A 22852-nucleotide genomic window follows, 5' to 3' on the forward strand; every position below is an offset into this window, starting at 1 on the left:
GGCTTTCCTCCGGGCGCTTCCCTTCGGTGTTTCATTTTGTCTTGCTGTCTTGCGTTTCCGACTCTATCAGACTCTTTCGTGTCCGATTTCCTCGGCGCCTTTCCGGTTCCCGCTCCGGCCTTTCGGCTTTCGCGTTTCCCTTTCCGGCGAGTCCGACTCTACCAGATCCTTTCGGGCCTGATTCCCAGTCAGCGGGCTTTGTCTTCCCGGCTGTTGGGCCGTTCCGACGTCTCAAACTCTAGCGGCTCTTCCCGGTTACTCATAATCGAGTCCTGGAATTGAATTCGGGCATGCCGAAATCGTTCCCGGGGGGATGTCGTGCAGAGTTTGTTTTGCCGCATCTCAGCGGCGGGAGGTGCTGTCGCAGAACCGTTACGGCTCCGTGGCAACCCGAAGAACCTTACGGATCCGGCGGGTGACTGTCAAACGCCGTGGTGGGGCGCTCAGCCCCGGCCCAAGAGGCCCCTCAGTCCAGGTCGGTGAGGCGTCCGCCCGCGTCCGGCTGGGCGTGCTCCACCCGGCGTAGGAGACGCGTCAGTACTTCTCCCAGTGCGCCGCGCTCCTCCTGGGACAGGTCCTGGAGGAGGTCCTCCTCGAACACCGTCGCGAGGCGCATCGCCTCCAGCCACTTCTCTCGGCCTTCGGCGGTGAGCTCGACGATCACTCGGACGCGGTTGGACTCGTCGCGGTCCCGCGTCACCAGACCCTCCGCAACCATGCGGTCGATGCGGTGAGTCATGGCGGCCGGCGTGAGGCCCAGGCGCTTCGCGAGCTCGCCGGGTCCCATTTGGTACGGGGCGCCGGAGAGGACGAGTGCCTTGAGGACCTCCCACTCGGCGTTGCTGATGCCGAGGGTCGCGGTCTGTCGTCCGTAGGCCACGCTCATCCGCCGGTTGAGGCGGCCGAGGGCCGAGACGATCTCCTCGACCTGGGGGTCGAGGTCCTGGAACTCCCGCTGGTAGGCGGCGATCTGCTCTTCGAGTGTCGGCTCACTGGGGCCGGGAGTGTCACCCATGGCCGCAGTATGGCACGCCCCTACTTGGCGTTGAAGTTCTTCGGTGTGTATTGTTTAGGCTCTAACTTTAGCTTCGAAGTCTTCACGTCTAACTCCTAAGGCAGGTGAAAGTGACCAGGGCGATGGGCGCAGCGATGCGTCGTATTCAGGTAGGCAGCGCGCTGAGCGCGTTTGGTGTCGGGTTCACGGTTCCGTTCCTCTACGTCTATGTGGCGCAGGTGCGGGATCTTGGGGCCAGTACGGCGGGCATCGTGCTTGCCGCCTTTGCCATGGCCGCGCTGATCGTCCTGCCCGTCACCGGGCGCGTCATCGACCGCCGCGGCCCGCTCCCCGTGCTCATGGGAGCCGCGCTGACCGCCTCGGTGGGTGCCCTGGCCCTGGGCTTCGCGAACAGTGAGCCGACCGCGATCGTCTCGGCGGCCCTGCTCGGCGCCGGTACCGCGGTGATGCAGCCGGCGCTCGCCACGATGTTCGTCTGGTGCTCGACGCCCACCACGCGCACGCGTGCTTTCGCGATGCAGTTCTTCCTGCAGAACCTGGGCCTCGGCATCGGCGGGCTCTTCGGCGGTCAGATCGTCGACGAGCACGATCCGGGCAGCTTCATCACGCTCTTCTCCATCGAGGCCGTGATGTTCCTGGTGCTCGCCGCGATCGTCGTCACCGTGCGGCTTCCGCACGCGCCGTCCATCCAGGACGCCGTGCCCAAGGACGGGTCCGCGCCGCAGAGCGGTCTGCGGGCGCTGCTCCGGCACAAGGCGATGGTGCAGCTGTGCGTACTGGGCTTCGTGCTCTTCTTCGCCTGCTACGGGCAGTTCGAGTCGGGTCTCTCCGCGTACGGCGTGGAGGCGGCCGGGATCTCGCCGTCGACGCTCGGCATCGCGCTCGCCGCCAACACGGCCGTGATCGTCATCGCGCAGTTCGCCGTCCTGAAGTTCGTCGAGCGGCGCAAGCGGTCGCGGGTGATCGCCGCCGTCGGTCTGATCTGGGCCGTAGCGTGGATCGCGGCCGGGTACGCGGGGCTCGGGCACGGCAGCCAGGCCATGGCGACCGCCGCGTTCATCTCCACGTACGCGCTCTTCGGGCTCGGTGAGGCGATGCTGTCGCCGACCGTCGCCCCGCTGGTCGCCGACCTGGCGCCGGCCGGGATGGTCGGTCAGTACAACTCGGCCTTCGCCCTGGTGAAGCAGCTGGCGCTCGCGGTCGGTCCCGCTGTCGGCGGTCCGATGGGGGCCGCGCTGCACGGGCCGTACATCGTGACGTTCCTGCTGTTCTCGCTGGGCATCACGGTGCTCGCCGTGCGTCTGGGCAAGCAGCTCACCCCGCTGCAGAACCAGCCGTACGTGGCGAAGAGCCGGGTGGTGGCCCAGGGCGCCCCCGAGGCCGTGGAGCCGCAGCCCGCCAACTCCTAGGCGCTACGAGCGCGGCAGGGCGAATTCGCACCAGACCGCCTTGCCGCCGCCCGGTGTGCGCCGCGAGCCCCAGTTCGAGGCGATCGTGGCGATGATGGCGATGCCACGACCCGCCTCGTCCGCGGGCAGGGCGCGCCGGCGCCTGGGCAGGTGGTCGTCGCCGTCCGTGACCTCGATGATCAGGCGGCGGTCCGTGCGGCGCAGGCGCAGGCGCATCGGCGGGGTGCCGTGCTGGAGGGAGTTGGCGACCAGTTCGCTGGCCGCCAGGACCCCCAGGTCGTGCAGTTCGGGCGGGAAGCGCCAGCTGGCCAGGACTCCGGTGGCGAAGGCACGCGCGCGTGGCGCCGCTTCCACGCCACCGAGCAGCTCCAGGGCGGCGTTGCGGAACAGCTCGGCGTTCAGGCCGGAGCGTGCGGGGTGCTGGATGACGAGCACCGCCACGTCGTCGTCGTGGTCGGCCGCCACTCCCAGGGCGCGGATCAGCCGGTCGCACACCACCTGGGGTGTGCCGGTGGCGCCCGCGAGGGCGCGCTCCAGTGCCGCGACGCCTTCGTCGATGTCCTCGCTGCGCCGCTCGACCAGGCCGTCCGTGTAGAGGACGGCGGTCGAGCCGGGGCCGAGGGGGACCGAGCCAGAGGTGTGCAGCCAGCCGCCGGTGCCGAGGGGCGGGCCGGTGGGCTCCTCCGCGCGGTGGATCGTGCCGCCCTCGTCCCGCACGAGGATCGGCAGGTGCCCCGCGGAGGCGTACACGAGGCTGCCTTCGTTCGGGTCGTGCACCGCGTAGACCATGGTGGCGATCTGGCTGGCATCGATCTCCGCGGCGAGGCCGTCCAGGAGCTGGAGCACCTCGTGCGGGGGCAGGTCGAGGCGGGCGTACGCGCGCACGGCTGTGCGGAGCTGGCCCATGACGGCCGCCGCGCGGACGCCGCGGCCCATGACGTCGCCGATGACCAGGGCGGTGCGGCCGCCGCCGAGGGTGATCACGTCGTACCAGTCGCCGCCGACCGCTGCCTCCGTGCCGCCCGGTTGGTACGTGGCGGCGATGCGCAGGTCGTCGGGCTGCTCCAACTCCTGGGGCAGGAGCGAGCGTTGCAGGGTGACGGCGGTCTCGCGCTGGGAGCGCTCGCTGGCCCGCAGCCGCTCGGCGGCCTCCGCGTGGTCGGTGACGTCGGCGGCGAAGACCAGTACGCCGTCGTCCTTGAGTCCCGTGTCGGAGCCGCTTACGGAGAGCGTCACCGGGGTGCAGGTGAAGGTGTACGACCGGCCGCTCGCCGCCTTGCGGGACTTGACCGTGCGCGGCTTGGAGCTGCGCAGGACCTGATCCAGGAGGGGCAGCAAGCCGAGCTCCTCCAGCTCGGGCAGCGACTCGCGGGCGGGTTCGCCTACGGGGCGCTCGCCGAATGCTCCGGCGTACGCCCCGTTGACGTACGCGATGCGGTGGTCGGGGCCGTGCACCAGGGCGACGAGGGCCGGAATGCGGTCGAGCACCTCACGGGTCGGCAGTTCGTCGACGCCCGCGGCGACCGGGGCGAGGGTGGTGGTGCCTTCCGGGCCTCCCTCGACGCGGGCCGCGGGGACGGCGCTCTCTGCTCGCTGTGGCGGGGAGATCCCCAGGTCGGTGCGCGCCGCGGCGCGGCGCTGCGTTCCGGGGAGCCGGGCGCTCCAGCGCGTGAAGTTCACTGCGGTAGGCCTCGTGATGTCGCTTCTGGATCGGGCGGGGATTTCCGGCGGTCCTGGCCCGCCCATGGTCACACGAACAGTCTGGCCGACCGGACTGACATCCGTCAGACGCCGGTGGCGTGCGGGGAGTTCCTGCCTCCGGTCAGGAGGACTCCTTCGGGCTTCTGCCCCCGGCCGCGAGTTCGAATTCCGCACGCGGGTGCTCGAGCGACCCCAGGGAGACGATCTCGCGTTTGAACAGGCCGGACAGGGTCCATTCGGCGAGCACCCGGGACTTGCGGTTGACGGTGGGCACGCGGCTGAGGTGGTAGACGCGGTGCATGAACCAGGCAGGGTAGCCCTTCAACTTCCGTCCGTAGACATGTGCGACGCCTTTGTGCAGCCCCAGGGACGCGACCGAGCCCACGTACTTGTGCGTGTACTCCTTGAGGGGCTGTTCGCGCAGGGAGGCGGCGATGTTGTCGCCGAGCGTCCTGGCCTGGCGTACGGCGTGCTGGGCGTTGGGGGCGCACTCCTTGCCGGGTTCTTTCGCGGTGACATCGGGGACGGCTGCGGCGTCTCCCGCGCCCCACGCGTGCGTGGCGCCGTTCACCGTCAGCTTCGCGGTGCAGTCGAGGCGGCCGCGTTCGTTCAGCGGCAGGTCGGTCGCGGCGAGCACCGGGTGCGGTCTGACGCCCGCGGTCCACACGACCGTGCGGGTGGGGAAGCGCGAGCCGTCGCTCAGGACGGCGACCCGGTCCTCGCAGGAGTCGAGGCGGGTCTCCAGGCGTACGTCGATGTTGCGTCGCCGCAGCTCACGGACCGTGTACTTGCCCATCTCCTCGCCCACCTCGGGGAGGATCCGCCCGGAGGCCTCGACGAGGATCCACTTCATGTCCTCGGCCTTGACGTTGTGGTAGTACCGCGTGGCGTAACGGGCCATGTCCTCCAGCTCGCCGAGCGCCTCGACGCCCGCGTAGCCGCCGCCCACGAAGACGAAGGTGAGGGCCGCGTCGCGGACCGCGGGGTCGCGCGTCGACGAGGCGATGTCCATCTGTTCGATGACGTGGTTGCGCAGGCCGATGGCCTCTTCGACGGTCTTGAAGCCGACGCCGTGCTCGGCCAGGCCGGGGACGGGCAGGGTGCGCGAGATGGAGCCGGGGGCCAGGACGATCTCGTCGTACGTGATCTCGACGGCGCCCGAGCCCTCGTCCGCGGTGGCGAGCGTGGTGAAGGAGGCCGTGCGCTTGGCGTGGTCGACCGACTCGACCTGGCCGATGACGACGCGGCATCTGTCGAGGACGCGGCGGAGCGGGACCACGACATGGCGCGGCGAGATGGAGCCGGCCGCGGCTTCGGGCAGGAACGGCTGATAGGTCATATAAGGATCGGGCGTCACCACCACGATCTCCGCTTCGCCCCGCTTCAGCTCCGGCTTCAGCTTCCGCTGGAGGCGCAGCGCGGTGTACATGCCGACGTATCCGCCGCCCACAACGAGAATGCGCACAGGTTCCTTCACCATCCCATGACGCACCCAGCTCTTGAGTTTGTCCACAGGCTCGACAATTTGTGTGACCGGTCATCGTGCGCGACGCGCCGTCCGGGCTTTGCCGGTGCGCGGGAAAGGTGCGCAGGTCAGCGTGGGGAAGAGGGGAAAGGCGAGGGGGTGCAATCGGGTCGGAATCGGTGCGTACTCCGATCGGGGGGCGGTCCGTGCGGAACCCGCCTCTTCTGAATTGACTCTGGCTCAACTATGTTCGTGTGTCGTCGGGGTGTCGGGGGATGCGCTCGTCGGGTCGGGCTACGGGGCTCGGCGCCGGGCATGCTCCTCACACTCCGGTTAGTCAATGACGGGGAGTGTCTCCGGGGGGAGACGTCATTACCGGGGGAACGCGTATGCATATTCAGGAATCTCACTGGACTTCGAGCCTGGCGTCGGCATCAGCCGTCGCCACCAGCGGGAACGGACGCGACATGGGGGACGGACCGCGTTCGACACCGCTTCGGGTGGACGCACAGCGCAATCTCGAGCACGTGCTTCGCGCGGCGCGCGAGGTCTTCGGCGAGCTGGGTTACGGCGCGCCGATGGAAGACGTGGCCCGGCGCGCACGGGTCGGCGTCGGCACGGTCTACCGCCGCTTCCCCAGCAAGGACGTGCTGGTGCGGCGCATAGCCGAGGAGGAGACCTCCCGGCTGACCGACCAGGCGCGTTCGGCGCTCGGGCAGGAGGACGAGCCGTGGTCGGCGCTCTCGCGCTTCCTGCGGACGTCCGTCGCGTCGGGCGCGGGGCGCCTCCTGCCGCCGCAGGTGCTGCGGGTGGGCGTCGCGGACGAGGTCGCGGGGGCAAGGGACGACGAGGCGCGTGTGCCGCAGCAGCGGCAGGCGGCTCCGGCCGGTCCCGAGCTGCGGCTCGTCGAGCAGCGCCCGGCCCCGGCCGAGGAGTCGGCGGCCGACGACCCCGGGGCGGTCGCGCTCCTGGACGTCGTCGGGCGCCTAGTGGAGCGGGCACGTGCGGCGGGCGAGCTGCGCGCGGACGTGACCGTGTCGGACGTGCTCCTGGTGATAGCGACGGCGGCGCCCTCGCTGCCGGACGCGGCACAGCAGGCGGCGGCGTCCTCGCGGCTGCTCGACATCCTGCTGGAGGGGCTGCGCTCACGCCCCACGGCCTGACGCCCAACAGCAGCACGGCGTACGGCAGCACGGCGACACAGCACCACAGGGTCTGCACAAGTTCGTCACGCGGGAGTCTCAACTGCCGCTCCACACAGGGCGGTTGAGCCTTCCCCGAATGAGTGAACGGTAGTGCTCGATTGCGGGAAGTCACCCCGGAAGGGTGGTTGACCCTCATCGCCGTCCGTCGTAGCGGAACGTTGTGGCACTCTTTCCCGGATGGTCGGGTCTGAGTGTGCAAGCGGGGGCTTCCGCGATGAGTGGTGACGGGCGGGACGAGTCGTCCTCCGCCTCGGGCGGGGAAGCCACAGGGCTGCCTCCCCTACAGGTGCCGAACCAAGGCGGGCCCGCGGCCGCCGGGGGCCCCGGTGTCCCTGGCGGCACCGATCCGAGCGTTCCACCGCAGCGTGAAGGCCTCCGGGGCGAGGACGCGCCGGCCGACAGCGACCTGATCACCCGGATGCGGGCGGGCGACGACACCGCGTACGAAGAGCTGTACCGAAGGCACGCCGAAGCGGTCCGCCGGTACGCCCGCACCTGCTGCCGTGACGCGCACACCGCCGACGACCTCACGGCCGAGGTCTTCGCCCGGATGCTGCAGGCGGTCCGCGGCGGCAGCGGCCCCGAGCACGCGGTCCGCGCCTATCTGCTCACGACGGTGCGCCGTGTCGCCGCCGGGTGGACGAAGTCAGCGAAGCGGGAGCAACTGGTCGAGGACTTCGCGGTGTTCGCCGCCCAGGCCGCGCGCAGCTCCGAGGTCTCCGACGACGACACCCTCGACCTGGGCGCGGACGTGCGCGCGATGCACGAGGCCGAGCAGTCCATGGCCATGCAGGCGTTCCGAAGCCTTCCGGAACGCTGGCAGGCCGTGCTGTGGCACACGGAGATCGAGGACGAGTCCCCGAGTGACGTCGCCACGCTCTTCGGGCTCGACGCCAACGGCACCCGAGTGCTCGCCAAGCGGGCGCGCGAAGGCCTGAAGGAGGCGTATCTCCAGGCGCATGTGAGCACCACGCTCACCGCCGACGAGGAGTGCGCCCGGTATGCCGACCGGCTCGGCGCCTACGCACGCGGCAGTCTGCGCACCCGGGCCGAGCGCGGCCTGCGCAAGCACCTGGCGGAGTGCGCCAAGTGCCGCCTGGCCGCGGGCCAGATCGAGGAAGTCGCCAGCGGCATTCCCGGGGTCGTGCCGATCGCGGTCATCGGCTGGTTCGGCGCCGCCGGGTACGCGAAGGTGGCCGCCCTCGTCGGCGGTGGCGCCGCGGGTGCCGCGGGCGCCGGTGCGGCGGGCGCGGCAGCGGCGGGCGGCGGCTCGTCCGGTGGTGCGGCGGGCGGCGGTGCCGCGGCCGAGGGGCTCGGCGCGCCCGCGAAGGCCGGTATCGCCGCCGGTGTGGTCGCCGCGGCAGCGGCCGCCGTGGCGCTGGCCCTCACCGCGGGCGGGGACAAGCCCAAGGACCTGCCGAGCTCCGACAAGCCGCAGGCCGTCGAACCCGTCGCGCCGGGCAAGCCGCCGCCCGAGAAACCGAAGCCGAAGCCGGAGCCCGAGCAGCCGGTCGCCGAGGCGAAGCCCGAGCCGAAGCCTCCGGCGAGGTCCGCTCCCGAGCCGAAGCCGACCCCGACGCCCACCGCGAAGCCCAAGCCCCCGGCCCCGGCCCCGGAGCCGAAGCCCACGCCGACGCCCACGCCGTCGAAACCGAAGCCCAAGCCGCCGCCTCCGCCGCCGCCCGCCCCCGCGGTCTACCAGTGGAGCGAGCTGCGGTACGGCATCGTCGGTGACGGCACCGAGCCAGAGATGCGGCTCGGCGAGAGCAGCTGGGTCTGGCAGCGCTCCGGCATGTCCATCGCCGACAAGCAGTACGGCCACGGCGTGACCGTCCACGGCCAGTCCTCCGTCACCATCGACCTGAACCGCACCTGCTCCTCGTACGAGGCGGTCGTCGGCGTCGACGACATGACGATGGGCCTCGGCAAGGTGCGGTTCTCGGTCTTCGGCGACAGCACCCGGCTGTGGAAGTCACCGCTGATCAAGGGCGGGGACCCGGCGGTGCCGGTGCAGGTGAACCTGACCGGGCGCAAGACGATCCGCCTGGTCGTCGAGCCGCACTCGCCGTTCTACTCGGCAGCGCTCGCCGACTGGGCCCAGTCACGCTTCCGCTGTACGTAGAACGCGGGCCGCGCTGTACGTAGACCGCGGGCCCCTCTGCACGTGGACCGCGGGCCGCTCCGTACGGAGACCGCGGGCGGCTCAGGCCGGTGCCGTGCGGGTCAGTTCCGCGACCGCCTGGTCCGCGGTGAGCCGCGTGCCCGCGGCGGACTCCGCCTCATACCGCTCGGGGCCGATCGCCGCCAGGGCCGCGGCCCTGGTCTCGTCGGCCTCGGCGCGTTCCGGCATCGGGCGCGGGTGGCCGCCCCGCAGCCGGGTGCCGAAGGCGAGCAGGCGGGCCGCGCGCGGGTGATCGCCGAGCCGGCTGACCAGGGAGGCCCCGCCGTCCACCAGGCCGGCGACGACCACCTCCGCGCACCGGTGGTCGAGAGCCGCCCGCAGGCCCTCCGCGAGCAGCGGCAACGCCTGCTCCGGGCCGGACTCGGTGGCCACGATCCTGGCTTCCACACCTTTCAGGGCCGCGTCGAACTGCGGCGGCGGCGTGCCCCGCGCCGCCTCTTCGCGGGACGCCTCGAACATGGTGCGGGCCCGGGTGACGTCACCGTCGTCCAGTGCCATGAGCGCCTGGAGGAGACGCATGAAGGCCCGGGAGTCCGCCACCCCGTAGCGGTCGGCCTCGATCCCCGCCTCGTGCAGGATCTTCACCGCCACCGCGCGGTCACCCTCGCGGTACGCGATCTCGGCGAGGCGGACGAGCAGGAAGGGCGTCTCGGCGTAGGCGCCCACCTCGTAGGCGAGCCGCAGCGCTTCGTCGTACTCGACGCGCGCCTCGTCGTGCAGGCTGCGCACCATCGCGGCCTCGCCCGCCGCGCTGGACACCTGGGCGCGCATCCAGCGGTCGCCCGTGCGACCGGCCAGCTCGCGCAGCTCGACGAGGTCCTCGTCGACCCCGAGGAGATTGCCCGGGGCGTCGACGGCCAGGTGCGTACGGAACATCAGGCTGACGCCGATCTCCCAGTCGCCGCCGTGCCTGCGGCAGTTGGCGATCACCTCGTCCATGGCGGGCCGCGCGGCATCGGAGCCGTCGAGGAAGAAGGTGGTGAACGGCCAGATGAGGCCGGGGAAGCGAGCCGCCGCGGGGACCGGCCACGCGAAGGCGTCCCGCACCTCCGCGACGTACGCGCGATAGCTCTCCTCGGCCATGGCGTCCGACGGTCTTGAGTCCACCTCCAGGAAGATGTGCAGCAGGCGCAGGCTCATCCAGGACCAGTGGCGGGGCTCGTCCCGCGGCCCGCCCTGCGTGCCGTCCGCACCGCCGTCAGGCCTTTCGGAGGGCAGCGGCGGCGCGAGGTCCAAGAGGCGGGTCACCCATTCCATGGCCTCCCCGCGGTAGTTGCGCAGCCACCAGAACCAGCCGATGTCCAGGACGATCGCCAGGGCGTCGTCCACCTCGCGCGCTTCGATGGTGCGCTGCAAGGCCGCGCGGAGGTTGTCCAGATCCGTCTCCAGGCGCTGGATCCAGGGGAGTTGCTCGGCCGAACGGAGCAGGGGCTCCGCCTGTTCGACCAGCGCGCGGAAGTATGCGGTGTGCCGGCGGGCCGCGGCCGTGCGGAGCTCCGGCCGCTCGGCGGCCCGCTCGGTCGCGTACTCGTGGATGGTCTCCAGCATGCGATACCGCATGCCGCCCGTGGCCGTGGGCTCGGCGACGAGCAGCGACTTGTCCACCAGAGTGCCGATGAGGTCGGCGGCGGGCCCGGTGCAGACCGCCTCGGCCGCCGCGAGATCCCAGCCGCCCGCGAAGACGGACACCTCGCGCAGGACCGTCCGCTCGGACTCCTCAAGCAGGTCCCAGGACCAGTCGACGACGGCCCGCAGGGTCTGCTGGCGTGGCAGGACCGTGCGGCTGCCGCTGGTGAGGAGACGGAAGCGGTCGTCGAGCCGGTCGGCGATCTGCCGTGGGGTGAGCAGGCGCAGGCGGGCCGCGGCCAGCTCGATGGCCAGCGGAAGGCCGTCGAGGCGGCGGCAGATCTCGGCGACGGCCTCGGTGTCCTTCTCCGGGGCGAAGTCGGGGCGCACGGCCATGGCGCGTTCGGTGAAGAGGCGGTGCGCGGGGTCGGGCGGCAGAGGCTCGACCGGGCGGACGAACTCGCCGGGCACGCCCAGGGGTTCACGGCTGGTGGCGACGATGGTGAGGTCCGGGCAGTGCGTGAGGAGGGTCTGGGCGAGGTCGGCGGCGGCGCCGATGACGTGCTCGCAGTTGTCAAGGAGCAGGAGCAGGCTGCGCGGGGCGCAGTACTCGATGAGCAGGGCGGTCGGGTTGCCCTACGGCACAGCGGAAAGCTCGGTGGTCATCAGCACGGTCTCGCGCAGACCGAGCGCACTGACGACAGCGCCGGGCACCGCCTCCGGATGGTCGAGCGGGGCGAGCTCGGCCAGCCATGCCTGCGGATGCCCGGCGGCGGCTTCCTCGGCGAGGCGGGTCTTGCCGGAGCCGCCCGGTCCGGTGAGGGTGACCAGGCGTGCTCGTCGCATGTCAGAACGGATGGCGGCGAGTTCGGGTTCCCGGCCGACGAAAGAGGTCAGGCGGGGACGGAGGTTGCCCTTTCGCTGGAGGCGCTCGGGGCGCCCCGGACGATCCTGACGATCTGGGTTCGCCGGGTTCCTCGGACTCCCCGGGCTCTCCGCGCTCTCCGGACGCCCAGGAGCCGCGGTGTCCGCCACGCTCCCCTCCGGTTCGAGCAACTCCGCGTACAAGGCTCGCAGTTCCGGGCCCGGATCCGCCCCGAGAGCGTCGGCGAGCGTGCGGCGCGCGTTCTCGTACGCGGCCAGGGCGTCGGCGCCCCGGCCCGCGGCGCGCAGGGCGCGGATCAGGAGGGCGTGCAGCGTCTCGTCGTACGGCTGGGCGGCGGTGAGTTCCCTCAGTTCCGGTACGACGTCGGAGGCGTGGCCCAGGAGCAGCCGCGCCTCGACGCGCGCGCGGGTCGCTTCGTCGAGCAGCGCTTCGGGGCGGGTGGCCGCGCTGCGGTCGGGCAGGTCGGCGAGGGCGGGCCCGCGCCACAGGGTGAGCGCCTCGCCCAGGAGGTCGGCGGCTGCCGCCGGGTCGTGCCGGCCGAGGGCCGCCCGTCCCTCGCTCACCAGGCGTTCGAAGCGGTGCAGGTCGACGTCTTCGGGGGCGGCGGTGAGGCGGTAGCCCCCGGGGTCCGAGGCAATGGCGGTCCTGCCCAGCGCGCGCCGGAGGCGGCCTACGAGGGCCTGGAGGGCGGCCGGAGCGTTCGTGGGGGGCTCGTCCTCGGCCCATACCTCGGCGATGAGGGCTTCTACGGGGACCGTGCGGTCGGTGCGGAACGCGAGGACGGCGAGGAGCGCGCGCAGCCTGCGGCCGCCTACGGGCAGGGGCGCTCCTTGTTCGTCGTACGCCTCGGTGGCGCCCAGGATTCTGTACCGCACGGGGTCATTCTCGCCGGTGGTGCGGGTTGAGGCACGAGGGTTTTCCCTCCCTTGGCGAGCCGCTCCCCCGCTGCCTCCGCTCCCTCCGACGCCCTGTACCGGATGCTCCGGCTACCGCCCCGCCCCCAAGGCCCCCCGCTGCGGCACGACACTCCCCGTGGGGACAGCCTTCTGCCGCGCGGGTGTACCCGTCCAGCACGTGCCCCTGCGGGACAGCAGGCGGCGCAGCCACAGCTCCGTGGAGACCAGGTCCGCCAGGCCGTCCAGCGGCAGTGGCTCTCCCTCTGCCGCCGCGCGCAGCGCCTTGCGGACGACGCGGGCCTCCACCAGGCCCGCCTGGGCGAGCAGGGGCGTGTCGAAGAGGGCGAGGAGGTCGTCCACCGCTACGCGCAGGCCCGTCCGCGCCGCCGCCGTGGACGACGCGTGCGATGGCGCGCCCCAGCCGGGCGGCAGTTCGGCCACCCCGGCGCCTTCGAGGACCTCGCGCAGGATCGCCGCCCGCGCGCCCGGTTGGACGCGCAGGGCCACGGGGAGCATGCGGCAGGCCCGGACCACCTGGTTGTCCAGGAACGGCGCGTGCAGCCGCTGGAACCGGACCTCGGCGGCCTGTTCGAGGACACGCATATCGGCCGCGTGCCTGGCGAGCGCCGCGCGGGCCCGGAATTCGCCGGGCCGCTGGCCGGGTCCGGCGCCGGGGCGTCCGGTCGTGTCCTGGAGGCGAACCGATACTTCAGCGAGCGCCTCACCCGTCAGCCACCGCGCGGCGGGCCCCGGCCTCGCCCACGCGAGAGCGGCGAGGGACGCCCCCACCGCCCCGCCGGGCTCGTCGAACCGGCGGTGCAGGAGACGCTCGGCGAGCGAGTCGACGCCCGCGCGGTAGGACATCCGGGCGAGCTTGCGCGCGGCGCCGTACACGCGCGCGGGGACCATCACGGAGCCCGAAGTTCCGTCCGCTTTCGCCAACGCCGCCACGGGGCGCACCAGATGGCGGCGCCTGCGGTCCATCAGGAGGTCGGCGAGGCGGGCCGGATGCGCGTCGAGCACCTGCCGTGCGCCGTACCCCGTGAAGTGGTCCGCGCTGCCCGAGGAGAGCCGCGCGCGGTGGCGCTGGGCCGTGACGAGGGTGGCGCTCGGCTCGTCCGTCAGAGGGCCGTCCAAGTCCGCGTAAGGGAGGGCCTCTTCGCCCGCGGCCACCACCACGTGGTGCAGGCGAGGGTTGGCCGCGATGACGCCCGCCCGCTCCAGCTCGGCCTCACGGCCTTTGATCGCGAGGTCGTTGAACGTGACGGCGAGGAGCCGCTCCCCCGCGCCCGTGCCGTGCCCGAGGACGGTTCCGGGCATCCCCGGGAGGCCCGCCGCGAGCAGCGCGAGCGTCCCGGACGCGGGTCCCCCGGAGAGGTCGGCGCCGATGCCGGGCACCGGCATCCCGCGCGCCGCGCGCCGCTCGGCGGGGCCCATGCCGGGCACCGGGCCGGGGTCGACCTCCGAGGCTCCGGGGACGTGCCGCGGGGCGCCGAGGCGGGCGCGCACGGCCTCCACGAGCGCGTCGCGGACGCCGTCCACCGCGGCGGTCGCGTCGGCGGCGGGCGCGGCGACCGCGAGGGACGCCACGTGTTCGTACCCGGCGATCTCCCGGCTGCCGGCGCGCAGGATCAGGGCGTGCCCCGGTGGCACACGGCGCACGCCCTGGTAGGGCGTCGAGTCGTGCAGTGCCTCCGGTACGTCGGGCGCCGCGAGGAGCGCCGCGAGGTGACCGATGTCCAGGTGGGCCTCGATGAGGTCGGCGAGCGGCAGCGCGGCCGTCGCGAAGGCCGTGCCCTCGGCCCAGGGGGTGTAGAAGACGGGACGCGCGCCCGCGAGGTCTCCGGCGACCATGACGCGCCGGCCGACCTGGACGACCGCGGTGTAGCTCCCCGACCACGCGGTCAAGTGCCGCAGGGCGCCGCCCCGGGCGGCGAAGAGTCCGACCCTGAGTTGTTCGTCGCTCGCCCCGCAGGTGCCGAGGACGGCGATGCGCGTCTGTTCGTCCGCCTGCACCGTGCGCACCTCGTCGGCGCGCCAGTCACCCACCGCCCACAGCGGATCCGGGTCACCCCACAGGAGTTGGGAGCCCACGGGATGAACGGTCTCGCCGTTCTCACCGGTGGCCCCGGCCGAGCCCACCACCACAGGCTTCACGGCAGTGCTGCTCCACCCCACCAACCACCGCATCGTTGCCTCCACAGGCTGTGGACAACCAGTGCATCGAAGAACTGGGGTCCCATGCTGCCACGAAGGAGGCGCGCGGGAGTGGCTACGGGCGTGCCAACGCTCCCGCTGATCTGCCGCGAGGGAGCGGTACTTGAAAGGCGCGACCACGGCGCATTCTTTGCGCTGGGGCGCACGACCCCGGCGCCCGAAGAGGCGATTTTCGGCCAATTCGGGGGGTGGCACGCGCGCGACGGAACCGTAATCGGCACCTCACAGTCCGGGAGGCGGCGTTCGCCCCCCGGACCGGTCCGCCGCCCGCGGGGATGAAGGCGGCGGTGTCCCCCAGCCCACTGACTCCAGCGCAGCGGGCCGACCCACGCACCGTCAATGGAAGCGCTCCCCTTATGGCCGGTGAAGAGCGCACACGCAGGCGCACGGCCACACACCGGGAGCACACCCCGGCACTCCCCCGCTCCCCTACCGGCAACAATCTCGCCATACGGAACTGCGCCTCTTAACGCTTGGGATTCGGCGAACTACGCTGTGTGTGCTGATGTTTTCGCGGAGGCATATACCTGGGGGCTCGGCCAAGTGCTCTTGCGGCCGAGGTTCCGGGCCACGGCGGTCGTAGTCGCGGACGCCGCTGCCCCTGGGGGAACGCAGCACGCATGCCGCGCGGTCAAGCCATCGCGGCAGCCGTCTGTGTCGAGGGGTGGCGCATGTCCAGGGAGCAACGCGGGCCGAACGAAAAACTCGGCACCGTTCTCGCCCTCGCGGGAATCAGCAATGCGGGACTCGCGCGCAGGGTCAACGACCTCGGCGCTCAACGCGGGTTGACGCTTCGATACGACAAGACATCGGTGGCCCGATGGGTGGCCAAGGGCATGGTGCCGCAGGGCGCCGCGCCGCACCTCATCGCCGCGGCCATCGGGCAGAAGCTCGGCCGGCCCGTCCCGCTGCACGAGATCGGCCTTGCGGACGCCGATCCGGCGCCTGAGGTGGGCCTGGCCTTCCCGCGCGACGTGGGCGCCGCGGTGAAGTCGGCGACCGAGCTCTACCGCCTCGACCTGGCAGGCAGGCGCGCGGGCAGCGGCGGCATCTGGCAGTCGCTCGCCGGCTCCTTCGCGGTGAGTGCGTACGCGACACCGGCCTCCCGCTGGCTGATAACCCCGGCCGACAGCTCGGTCGCCCGCGACGTCATCCTGGACGAGCCCCGCGAATTGGGCCACCTCGATGAGAGCGCGAACAGCGGACATCCGATGAAGGTCGGCCACAGCGACGTGGTGAAGCTGCGCGAGGCGGCCGAGGACGCCCGGCGCTGGGACTCCAAGTACGGCGGCGGGGACTGGCGTTCGTCGATGGTCCCGGAGTGCCTGCGGGTCGAGGCGGCGCCCCTGCTGCTCGGCTCGTACTCCGACGAGGTGGGCCGCTCGCTCTTCGGGGCGTCGGCCGAACTGACCCGGCTCGCCGGGTGGATGGCCTTCGACACCGGCCAGCAGGAGGCCGCCCAGCGGTATTACATCCAGGCCCTGCGTCTGGCCCGCGCGGCGGCCGACGTCCCCTTAGGGGGGTACGTCCTGGCCTCCATGTCCCTCCAGGCGACCTACCGCGGTTTCGGCGACGAGGGCGTCGACCTCGCGCAGGCGGCCCTGGAGCGCAACCGCGGTCTGGCCACCGCACGCACGATGAGCTTCTTCCGCCTCGTCGAGGCACGCGCACACGCGCGCGCCAATGACGCGCAGGCGGCGGGAGCGGCCCTCCGGGCGGCCGAGGGGTGGCTGGAGCGGGCAAGGGACGGCGACAACGACCCCTCCTGGCTCGGTTTCTACGGATACGACCGCTTCGCGGCGGACGCCGCCGAGTGCTACCGCGACCTGAAGGCGCCCCGCCAGGTGCGGCGCTTCACGGAGCAGGCCCTCTCGCGGCCGACCGAGGAGTTCGTCCGCTCGCACGGCCTGCGGCTCGTGGTGTCGGCGGTCGCCGAGCTGGAGTCGGGGAACCTGGACGCGGCCTGCGAGCAGGGCACACGCGCCCTGGAGGTCGCCGGGCGCATCTCGTCCGCGCGGACCACGGAGTACGTCAAGGACCTCCTGCACCGCCTGGAGCCGTACGGGGACGAGCCGCGGGTGGTGGAGCTGCGGGAGCGGGCCAGGCCACTGCTGGTCGCTCCCGCGTAGTCGCCCACGTGCACCGCCGCCAAAATCCGGGCACCGCCGAAACGGCAACAGCATTTAGGCCCCCTGTAACCCCGCGGACCTCGCCGGGTTTGAGGGCGTTGTCAGTGGCGCAGTGCACTATCGGGGTGGGAGGTGATGCGGGATGGTCCGGGCCGTGGCGTACGACTGCGATGTGCTGGTGATCGGCGGCGGGATCGTCGGTCTGTCGACGGCGTATGCCATTACGCGTGCCGCGCCGGGGACGCGGGTCACCGTCCTGGAGAAGGAACCCGGCCCCGCCAGGCACCAGACGGGACGCAACAGCGGGGTGATCCACAGCGGGATCTACTACCGCCCCGGCTCCCTGAAGGCGCGGTACGCGGTGCGGGGCGCCGCCGAGATGGTCAAGTTCTGCGCGGAGTACGGCATCGCGCACGAGGTCACCGGCAAGCTCATCGTCGCCACGGAGCGCTCCGAGCTGCCCCGCCTGCACGCGCTCGTCCAGCGCGGCCGGGAGAACGGCATTCCGGTGCGGGAGCTGGGCCCCGCCCAGATCTCCGAGTACGAACCGGAGGTGCGGGGTCTCGCCGCGATCCAGGTCGGCACCACGGGGATCTGTGACTACGGCTCGGTGGCGGAGCACCTCGCGGACGCCTCCGGGGCCGATGTGCGGTACGGCGCGGAGGTCGTCCGCATCGACCGGCGCGCGACGCTCGGGGTGGCCGTCCGCACGGCCGACGGCTCGGTGGTGCGGGGAAAGGTCCTGGTCAACTGCGCGGGACTGCAGTGCGACCAGGTGGCGATGCTGGCCGGCGACGACCCCGGGATGCGGATCGTCCCCTTCCGCGGGGAGTACTTCGACCTGGCGCGGCCCGATCTTGTGCGGGGCCTGGTGTATCCGGTGCCGGACCCGGCCTTCCCCTTCCTGGGGGTGCATCTGACGCGGGGCATCGGGGGCGGGGTCCATGTGGGCCCCAACGCGGTGCCGGCGCTGGCCCGTGAGGGGTACGGATGGGGTGTGGTGCGGCCACGGGAGCTGGCGGGGACGTTGAGCTGGCCGGGGTCCTGGCGCCTTGCCGGGCGGCACTGGCGGTATGGGGCCGGGGAGCTTCGGCGCTCCCTCTCCAAGGAGGCGTTCACCACGGCCGTGCGGAGGCTGTTGCCCGCGGTGACCTCGGATGATCTTGTGCCGGTGGCGGCGGGGGTGCGGGCGCAGGCCGTCTTGCGTGACGGGACGCTGGTGGATGACTTCCTCATCCGGGAGGGGGTGCGGGCGGTGCACGTCCTGAACGCCCCTTCGCCTGCGGCGACGGCTTCGCTCCCTATCGGGAGGGCGGTGGCCCGGCGGGTGCTGGCGGTTCTGTAGGGCGGTCCCTGCGGGGCGATCCCCAATCCCACCCCTTCCCGAAACTGGGGCTCCGCCCCAGACCCCGCTCCTCAATCGCCGGAGAGGCTGATATTTCAGCCTCTCCGGCGATTGAGGAGGGCCCTCGCGCCGAGCGAGTTTTCGGGAAGGGGTGGGATTGGGGACTAAAATCCCCCCACTGTGTCTGAGTCACCCGCCACCCCCAGCAGCCCCCACGCCCCCCGCCCGAAGGGCGAGCCCCGCTTCCCGGACGGGCCCGCCCCCGACCCCGCGGGCTCACACTTCGAGCGGAGGATCCGCAGCTTCCAGCCCCGCAGGAGCCGCGTCACCGCCGGTCAGGCGGACGCCCTCCAGCGGCTGTGGCCCAAGTGGGGCCTGGACATCGACGGACAGCGCGTCCTCGACCTCGCCGAGCTCTTCGGAAGCGACGACGGCGGCGAGCGACCCGTCGTACTGGAGATCGGCTTCGGCATGGGCGAGGCCACCGCCCAGATGGCAGCGGACGACCCGGACACCGGCATCCTCGCCGTGGACGTGCACACCCCGGGACAGGGGAACCTGCTCGGCCTTGCCGAGCGGAACGGACTCACCAACATCCGCGTCGCGAACGGCGACGCCGTCATCCTGCTCCGCGAAATGCTCCCGCCCGCCTCCCTCGACGGCCTGCGCGTCTACTTCCCCGACCCCTGGCCCAAGGCCCGCCACCACAAACGCCGCATCATCCAGCCCGACTTCCTCGACCTCGCCGCACCCCGCCTCAAGCCCGGCGCCGTGCTGCACTGCGCGACCGACTGGGAGCCGTACGCCGAGCAGATGCTGGACGTGCTCACCGCGCACCCCGCGTTCGAGAACACCGAAGCCGACGGCGGGTACGCGCCCCGCCCCGCCTTCCGTCCCCTCACCCGGTTCGAGGGCCAGGGCCTAGACAAGGGACACGTCGTCCACGACCTGCTGTTCCGCAGGACAGGCGCCCAGGCGGACTGAGCAGGACCCAGCCGGAGGGAGATACGGGCCACGCGCCCCGAGACACCGTCGCGGCCCACCCCCGTCCCTCGTTAGGGTCAACGAGTGGCCACCCGTTCAGCGCACCCTCACCCCCCGATGCCCCCCGCAGGGCCCGCCGGGCTGCGGCACGCGCGCTGGTGGCAGCGGCGGGCGATACGCGCGGCCGCCCTGGTCACGCTGCTCGCCCTGTCGGGCCTGGTGATCCTGGCCCTGGTCAGGGAGCAGACCGGCACGCAGGGCTTCCTGGTCGGGCTCGGTCTCGCGACGCTGCCCTTGCCGCTCCTGGTGGCCGCCTTCCGCTGGCTGCAGCGGGTCCAGCCGGGCCCCTGGCGGAATCTGATCTTCGCCTTCGCCTGGGGCGCCTGCGCCGCCGCCCTCATAGCCATCGTCGCGAACAGCTTCGCGACCCGCTGGATAGCCACCGCCACGGCCGACCCCACCAGCGCGGACACCCTCGGCGCGACGGTCATAGCGCCGATCGTCGAGGAGAGCGCGAAAGCCGTGGCCGTCCTGCTCGTCTTCCTCTTCCGTAGACGCGAGTTCACCGGCATCGTCGACGGCGTCGTGATCGCCGGGGTGACCGCCACCGGCTTCGCGTTCACCGAGAACATCCTCTACCTCGGCAGCGCCTTCGGCACCGACCAGCTCAACGGCGAGACCGGCCTCGCGTCCGTCACGGCGGCGACCTTCTTCGTGCGCGTCGTGATGTCGCCCTTCGCGCACCCGCTGTTCACCGTGCTCACCGGCATCGGCTTCGGCATCGCCGCGCTCGCCGCCGACCGGCAGAACTGGCGGCGCGTCCTGCTCCCGCTCACCGGACTGCTCCTCGCGATGGGCCTGCACGCCCTGTGGAACGGCTCGGCCAGCTTCGGCGACTACGGCTTCTTCGCCGTGTACGCGACGTTCATGCTGCCCGCGTTCGGCCTGCTCACCTGGCTGGCGATCTGGACCAGGCAGCGCGCCCTGCGCGTCGTGCGCGCGGAACTGCCCGCGTACGCGATCGCGGGCTGGCTCACCGCTCCCGAGCCGTACGCGCTCGGCACGATGCGCGCCCGCACCCTCGCCCGCGACTACGCCTCGTACACCCAGGGCAAGGCGGCGGCCCGCGCGGTCGCCCAGTACGAGGCGTACGCGACGTCCCTCGCGCTCCTGCGCCACCGCGGGCGCCGGGGCAAGGCGGGCGCCGACTTCGTCGTACGCGAGCGGGAGTTGCTGCACGCGCTGTGGGAGCGCCGCGAGGCCGCGCGCCCCGCCCTCGCCTACGCGGCACGCGCGACGGCTCCGGTGCTCGTACCGATGCCGCCGCCGTACGGATACCGCCGGCCCTACCCACAGCCGTACGCGCAGCACCCGCAGCCGTACGCGCAGCCCTACGCGCCGCAGCAGCCCTACGCGCAGCCGCCGCACCCCTACGGATATCCGTACGCCCAGCCGGCGATGCCCTACCCCGCGTACAACCCCTACCGCGGCTAGGCCGAAGCCGCCGTCAGCGTCGAAATCTCGGCGTCCGTCAGTTCGAGCTCGCCCACCGCGAGCAGCGCGGGCAGCTGCTCGACCGTACGGGCCGACGCGATCGGCGCCGCCACCGTCGGCTGGGCCGCGAGCCACGCGAGGGCGACCGTCGCGAGCTCGGCGCCACGGGCCTCGGCGACCTGGTCGAGCGCGGCGAGCACCCGCCGGCCGCGCTCGGTCTCCAGGTGCTTTCCGGCGCCCTCGGCCCGCGCGCTGTCGACCCGCGCCCCCGGGCGGTACTTGCCGGTCAGGAAGCCGGAGGCGAGCGCGTAGTACGGGACGGCAGCCAGGCCCGAGCGGGAGGCGACCTGCTCCAGCGGGCCCTCGTACGTGTCGCGCGAGACGAGGTTGTAGTGCGGCTGAAGCACCGAGTAGCGCGCGAGGCCCTCGCGGTCGGAGAAGTCCAGGAACTCCTGGAGCCGCTCGGGGGTCACGTTGGACGCGGCGATGGCGCGCACCTTGCCGGACGTCACCAGGTCGTCGAGCGCGCCGATGACCTCCTCGACCGGGACGGTCGGGTCGTCGTAGTGCGTGTAGTAGAGGTCGATGTAATCGGTGCGCAGGCGGCGCAGCGACTCCTCGGCACCGGCCTTGATGGTGCGCGCGGACAGGCCCTTGAAGTCGGGGTGGGCGCCGACCTTGGTGGCCAGCACGACGTCGGAGCGATTGCCGCGCGCGGCGAACCAGTTGCCGATGACGGTCTCGGACTCGCCGCCCTTGTTGCCCGGCACCCAGGCCGAGTAGACGTCGGCGGTGTCGATGAAGTTGCCGCCCGCGGCGGTGTAGGCGTCCAGCACGTCGAAGGACTGCGCCTCGTCGGCCGTCCAGCCGAAGACGTTGCCGCCCAGGGCGAGCGGGAAGACCTCGAGGTCGGACGAGCCAAGCTTGCGGAGAGAAGTCATGAGGGGATCAACGCCTGTACGGACCACGGAATTCCGTGCAGCGGGACGCCGATTCCATCCGCGCACGGAAGGCTCGCATGCCGAACCGGCAGCCCTGACGTCGGGGGGTTGTCGCCAGGACCGCCGGGGTTCTGGGGTTACCTCAGATCGACTGGCCCTTGCCGCGCAGCCACGCCGCCGGGTCGACCCCGGTGGAGTCGCCGCCCGGGTGAACCTCCATGTGGAGGTGCGCGCCGGTGACGTTGCCGGTGGCACCGACGCGGCCGATGGTCTCGCCGGTGGTGACCTTCTGGCCGGCGCTGACGTTCATGGAGGACTGGTGGCAGAACCAGACCTCGGTGCCGTCGTCGAGTTCGAGGACCGTGCGGTAGCCGTACGCCCCCGCCCAGCCGGCCTCCTTGATGGTGCCGGAGTGGACGGCCTTGATGGGCGTGCCCGTGGGAGCCGCGAAGTCCAGGCCGGTGTGGTAGCCGGAGGACCACATGGAGCCGGGCTGACCGAAGGTGCCGGTGAGCGTGTACGAGGCGACGGGCAGCGTGTAGCTCTTCGCGAGCTTGGCCAGGCGCTCCGCCTCGGCCTTCTTCTTGGCGGCGGCCTCGGCCTTCTTCTTCGCGGCGGCCTTCTCGGCGGCGATCTTCTTCTCGGCCGCGGACTGCTTGGCGGCGGCCTGTTCGGCGGCCTGCTTGACGGCGGCTTCCTCGGCGGCCTTCTGGACCGCGTCGTCCGCCTGGTCCTGCTGGCTCTCCGCCTGCTCCATGATGCGGGCCCGCAGTGCCTCGCCCGCGTCCGTGGTGCCCTGCTCGGCGTCGGCGGTGCTGAGGCCGGCGGCGCTGAGGGGTGCGGCGGCGGTCGTCACGCCGTTGTCCGCGGAACCCGAGTCGGCCGAGCCGTCGGATATCAGGGAACCCACGCCCGGAAGCGACTTGGCCTCCGGCAGCGAGTCCGTGACGGCCGAGAGGTCCGGCATCGCGATGGAGACCGGGGGCTTGCCGTCCTGCGCGGTGGCGATGCCGCCCGCGCCGACGGCGGCGATGACGCCTACGCCGAGAACCGTGGAGCTGCGGGCGAGCCCGCCACCACCCCGCTTGTGGACGCGGTGCCTGCCGCGGACGGGACGGATGGACTCCTCGGTGGGGTTCCATTCCTCCCAGGAATTGTCGTCGTACCCACCGAAATCGTCGTCATTCGGTACGTAAACGCCTTGGGGGGCAGGGCGGTTGGACGCCACTGGGGCGCACTCCTTTCCTTCCTTCTCGCCTACCGGGTTAGCTGACGGGTTCGGAGCAGGAAGGTCTCCTACGAACATCTGGCACGGAGGCACAGATGCCCGATTCACCCCAATTAGTGGTTCCCCGGCTCCCTTTCGGGATTAGGCGCGTGCGCGCGGAGCCGACTCGAGTGACGGCTGGGACGACCG

General features: G+C 72.2%; 13 protein-coding genes, 1 pseudogene and 1 riboswitch. Of the genes and pseudogenes, 7 read left to right on the plus strand and 7 right to left on the minus strand.

From position 1 onward, the window contains the following. Positions 1-466: 466 nt before the first annotated feature. The gene (locus ACZ5U5_RS26295) at positions 467-1015 is read right to left on the minus strand and encodes a MarR family winged helix-turn-helix transcriptional regulator (RefSeq protein ID WP_363210067.1); all 549 of its coding nucleotides are present in this window, start codon (positions 1013-1015) and stop codon (positions 467-469) included. A 122-nt stretch (positions 1016-1137) separates the two neighbouring features. Between ACZ5U5_RS26295 and ACZ5U5_RS26300 the strand changes: the two genes are divergently transcribed. Next, a complete protein-coding gene (locus ACZ5U5_RS26300; RefSeq protein WP_469026151.1) occupies positions 1138-2424 on the plus strand; it encodes an MDR family MFS transporter in 1287 nt (428 codons plus the stop codon). Between the two features lie 3 nt (positions 2425-2427). Here ACZ5U5_RS26300 and ACZ5U5_RS26305 read toward each other — a convergent pair whose 3' ends face one another. Further along, positions 2428-4104: an ATP-binding SpoIIE family protein phosphatase gene (locus ACZ5U5_RS26305; RefSeq protein WP_469026153.1), complete on the minus strand. Its 1677-nt coding sequence runs from the start codon at positions 4102-4104 to the stop codon at positions 2428-2430. Between the two features lie 142 nt (positions 4105-4246). Continuing rightward, a complete protein-coding gene (locus ACZ5U5_RS26310) occupies positions 4247-5605 on the minus strand; it encodes an NAD(P)/FAD-dependent oxidoreductase (RefSeq protein WP_469026156.1) in 1359 nt (452 codons plus the stop codon). Between the two features lie 374 nt (positions 5606-5979). Between ACZ5U5_RS26310 and ACZ5U5_RS26315 the strand changes: the two genes are divergently transcribed. Both ACZ5U5_RS26315 and ACZ5U5_RS26320 read left to right on the plus strand, forming a co-directional pair. After that, complete coding sequence (locus ACZ5U5_RS26315) at positions 5980-6753, plus strand: TetR/AcrR family transcriptional regulator (RefSeq protein WP_469026158.1); 774 nt, start codon at positions 5980-5982, stop codon at positions 6751-6753. Between the two features lie 256 nt (positions 6754-7009). Continuing rightward, complete coding sequence (locus ACZ5U5_RS26320; RefSeq protein ID WP_469026161.1) at positions 7010-8917, plus strand: sigma-70 family RNA polymerase sigma factor; 1908 nt, start codon at positions 7010-7012, stop codon at positions 8915-8917. An 81-nt stretch (positions 8918-8998) separates the two neighbouring features. Here the strand turns inward: ACZ5U5_RS26320 and ACZ5U5_RS26325 are convergent. Further along, positions 8999-12304: pseudogene (locus ACZ5U5_RS26325) on the minus strand (AfsR/SARP family transcriptional regulator). Between the two features lie 111 nt (positions 12305-12415). Continuing rightward, positions 12416-14515, minus strand: coding sequence for an asparagine synthase-related protein (locus ACZ5U5_RS26330; RefSeq protein ID WP_469026163.1), 2100 nt, complete (start codon positions 14513-14515; stop codon positions 12416-12418). A gap of 698 nt (positions 14516-15213) precedes the next feature. On the opposite strand from ACZ5U5_RS26330, the gene ACZ5U5_RS26335 reads away from it, so the two are divergent. The 4 genes from ACZ5U5_RS26335 to ACZ5U5_RS26350 all read left to right on the plus strand — a co-directional run bounded on the left by ACZ5U5_RS26335 (position 15214) and on the right by ACZ5U5_RS26350 (position 20494). Continuing rightward, on the plus strand, positions 15214-16671 hold the full coding sequence (locus tag ACZ5U5_RS26335) for an MFS transporter (RefSeq protein ID WP_469026167.1): 1458 nt from the start codon (positions 15214-15216) through the stop codon (positions 16669-16671). Between the two features lie 142 nt (positions 16672-16813). Next, positions 16814-18016: an L-2-hydroxyglutarate oxidase gene (lhgO, locus tag ACZ5U5_RS26340; RefSeq protein ID WP_469026170.1), complete on the plus strand. Its 1203-nt coding sequence runs from the start codon at positions 16814-16816 to the stop codon at positions 18014-18016. A 180-nt stretch (positions 18017-18196) separates the two neighbouring features. Next, the gene (gene trmB, locus ACZ5U5_RS26345) at positions 18197-19000 is read left to right on the plus strand and encodes a tRNA (guanosine(46)-N7)-methyltransferase TrmB (RefSeq protein WP_469026172.1); all 804 of its coding nucleotides are present in this window, start codon (positions 18197-18199) and stop codon (positions 18998-19000) included. A 117-nt stretch (positions 19001-19117) separates the two neighbouring features. After that, positions 19118-20494 carry a PrsW family glutamic-type intramembrane protease gene (locus ACZ5U5_RS26350; protein WP_469026174.1) on the plus strand — a complete coding sequence of 459 codons (1377 nt, stop codon included), beginning with the start codon at positions 19118-19120 and terminating at the stop codon, positions 20492-20494. Here the strand turns inward: ACZ5U5_RS26350 and ACZ5U5_RS26355 are convergent. Beyond that, on the minus strand, positions 20491-21435 hold the full coding sequence (locus tag ACZ5U5_RS26355) for an aldo/keto reductase (protein ID WP_469026177.1): 945 nt from the start codon (positions 21433-21435) through the stop codon (positions 20491-20493). The two genes, ACZ5U5_RS26350 and ACZ5U5_RS26355, sit on opposite strands and share 4 nt — an antisense overlap. A gap of 142 nt (positions 21436-21577) precedes the next feature. Further along, a complete protein-coding gene (locus tag ACZ5U5_RS26360) occupies positions 21578-22663 on the minus strand; it encodes a M23 family metallopeptidase (RefSeq protein ID WP_469026179.1) in 1086 nt (361 codons plus the stop codon). An 11-nt stretch (positions 22664-22674) separates the two neighbouring features. Beyond that, positions 22675-22821, minus strand: a riboswitch (cyclic di-AMP (ydaO/yuaA leader). Positions 22822-22852: the final 31 nt, after the last annotated feature.

The organism is Streptomyces sp. NPDC033177 (assembly GCF_055577715.1).

Bases quoted from the DNA above. Each gene is read 5' to 3' on its own strand.
- ACZ5U5_RS26295 (WP_363210067.1), bottom strand. From the start codon at position 1,015: ATGGGTGACACTCCCGGCCCCAGTGAGCCGACACTCGAAGAGCAGATC.
- ACZ5U5_RS26300 (WP_469026151.1), top strand. From the start codon at position 1,138: ATGGGCGCAGCGATGCGTCGTATTCAGGTAGGCAGCGCGCTGAGCGCG.
- ACZ5U5_RS26310 (WP_469026156.1), bottom strand. From the start codon at position 5,605: ATGGTGAAGGAACCTGTGCGCATTCTCGTTGTGGGCGGCGGATACGTC.
- ACZ5U5_RS26315 (WP_469026158.1), top strand. From the start codon at position 5,980: ATGCATATTCAGGAATCTCACTGGACTTCGAGCCTGGCGTCGGCATCA.
- ACZ5U5_RS26320 (WP_469026161.1), top strand. From the start codon at position 7,010: ATGAGTGGTGACGGGCGGGACGAGTCGTCCTCCGCCTCGGGCGGGGAA.
- ACZ5U5_RS26330 (WP_469026163.1), bottom strand. From the start codon at position 14,515: ATGCGGTGGTTGGTGGGGTGGAGCAGCACTGCCGTGAAGCCTGTGGTG.
- ACZ5U5_RS26335 (WP_469026167.1), top strand. From the start codon at position 15,214: ATGTCCAGGGAGCAACGCGGGCCGAACGAAAAACTCGGCACCGTTCTC.
- lhgO (WP_469026170.1), top strand. From the start codon at position 16,814: ATGGTCCGGGCCGTGGCGTACGACTGCGATGTGCTGGTGATCGGCGGC.
- ACZ5U5_RS26350 (WP_469026174.1), top strand. From the start codon at position 19,118: ATGCCCCCCGCAGGGCCCGCCGGGCTGCGGCACGCGCGCTGGTGGCAG.
- ACZ5U5_RS26355 (WP_469026177.1), bottom strand. From the start codon at position 21,435: ATGACTTCTCTCCGCAAGCTTGGCTCGTCCGACCTCGAGGTCTTCCCG.